Source organism: Mycobacterium sp. (assembly GCF_049280035.1).
In the GTDB taxonomy this organism is placed as follows: Bacteria; Actinomycetota; Actinomycetes; order Mycobacteriales; family Mycobacteriaceae; genus Mycobacterium.
On sequence record NZ_JBAPPI010000385.1, the window covers coordinates 1 to 2,142 of the forward strand.

Annotated in this window: 1 protein-coding gene; it reads left to right on the forward strand. The window is 66.8% G+C overall.

Going from position 1 to position 2,142, the window contains the following annotated elements:
* The coding region (locus WAN71_RS12945; protein ID WP_422225713.1) for a DNA translocase FtsK 4TM domain-containing protein at nucleotides 1–2,142 on the forward strand (2,142 nt) is incomplete at both ends.

Below are 2,142 nucleotides of genomic sequence, written 5' to 3' on the forward strand. Positions count from 1 at the left end.
CGGGCTGACCTGCGGGCGGGCCGTGCGCGCGACGTGGCTGATGGTGGCCAAGGGGACCGGAACCACAGCGCGGTCGGTAGGCCGGGCCCGCGACATCGACCCAGGGCACCGCCGCGATGGGATCGCCCTTGCGCTGCTGGGACTTGCGGTCGTCGTCGCCGCCAGTTCCTGGTTCGACGCCGCCCGTCCAGTCGGCGCATGGGTCGACTCGGTGCTGCGGATGATCATCGGCTCGGCGGTCGTCGTGCTGCCGGTGGTCACCGCTGCGATAGCGGTGTTGTTGATGCGCACCGAGCCCAACCCGGAGGCGCGGCCGCGACTGGTTCTGGGCGCGACGATGGTGGCGCTGCCGGTGCTGGGCCTTTGGCATCTGTGGGCCGGCTCACCGGACAGTCCGGCCGGGCGCGCTAACGCGGCAGGATTCATCGGCTTCGCGATCGGGGGACCGCTCTCGGAGGGGTTGACCCCATGGATCTGCGCACCGCTGCTTTTCATCGGCGCGTTGTTCGGCGTGCTGCTGTTGACCGGCACCACGATCCGCGAGGTGCCCGACACACTGCGGTCCATGTTCGGCACCCGGATGTTCGACTACCGCGAGCCTGAGAGCGATGCGTACGACGATTCAGGCATGGAAAGTGATGTCGCCGAAGACTTTTCCGACGGTTACTACGACGATCCGTCGTCCTGTGGCGACGACGAAGCGCAGGCGTGGCCCTCGGGCAGCTCTGTCGTCGTCGCGGACGACAGCCCGACAGTGCCCGAGCCCGCCGTGTCGCGCAGCCGCCGTCGGGGCGGCAAATCCGGCGGCACGCAAGACACTTTGGCGCTCGACCGGGTTGTCGAGGGGCCCTACACGCTGCCGTCGCTGAGCCTGCTGGTGGCCGGTGATCCGCCCAAGAAACGCAGCGCCGCCAACGACCAAATGTCCGAAGCGATCACGTCGGTGCTACAGCAGTTCAAGGTCGACGCGGCGGTCACCGGCTGCACCCGCGGGCCGACGGTCACCCGCTACGAGGTGGAGCTGGGCCCGGGCGTGAAGGTGGAAAAGATCACCGCACTGCACCGCAATATCGCCTACGCGGTGGCCACCGAGAGCGTCCGGATGCTGGCTCCGATCCCGGGCAAGTCCGCCGTCGGCATCGAGGTGCCAAACACCGACCGCGAGATGGTGCGGCTGGCCGACGTGCTCACCGCGCCGACGACCCGACGCGACCACGATCCGCTCGTCATCGCATTAGGCAAAGACATTGAGGGCGAATACATTTCGTGGAATCTCGCCAAGATGCCGCATCTGCTGGTCGCCGGCTCGACCGGGTCCGGTAAGTCCAGCTTCATCAACTCGATGCTGGTGTCGCTGCTGGCGCGGGCCACCCCGGAAGAAGTCAGGATGATCCTGATCGACCCCAAGATGGTGGAATTGACGCCCTACGAAGGCATTCCGCATCTGATCACGCCGATCATCACCCAGCCGAAGAAGGCGGCCGCGGCGCTGGCCTGGCTGGTCGAGGAGATGGAACAGCGCTACCAGGACATGCAGGCGTGGCGGGTCCGTCACATCGACGACTTCAACGAGAAGGTGCGATCCGGCGCTATCACCGCACCACTGGGCAGCCAACGCGAATACCGGCCCTACCCCTACGTAGTCGCGATCGTCGACGAGCTGGCCGACCTGATGATGACCTCGCCCCGCGACGTCGAGGACGCCGTGGTGCGAATCACCCAGAAGGCCCGCGCGGCCGGCATCCACTTGGTGCTGGCCACCCAGCGGCCATCGGTCGACGTGGTAACCGGCCTGATCAAGACCAATGTGCCGTCCCGGCTGTCGTTCGCGACGTCGTCGCTCACCGACAGCCGGGTGATCCTGGACCAGGCCGGCGCCGAGAAGCTGATCGGCATGGGTGACGGCCTGTTCTTGCCGATGGGCGCGAGTAAACCGATTCGCCTCCAGGGCGCGTACATCACCGACGAGGAGATCCACGCCGTCGTCACCGCCTGCAAAGAACAGGCCGAACCGCAATACACCGACGGTGTCACCACCGCCAAGCCCACCGGGGAACGCACCGATGTCGACCCCGACATCGGCGACGACATGGACGTCTTCCTGCAAGCTGTCGAGCTGGTGGTGTCCAGCCAGTTCGGCTC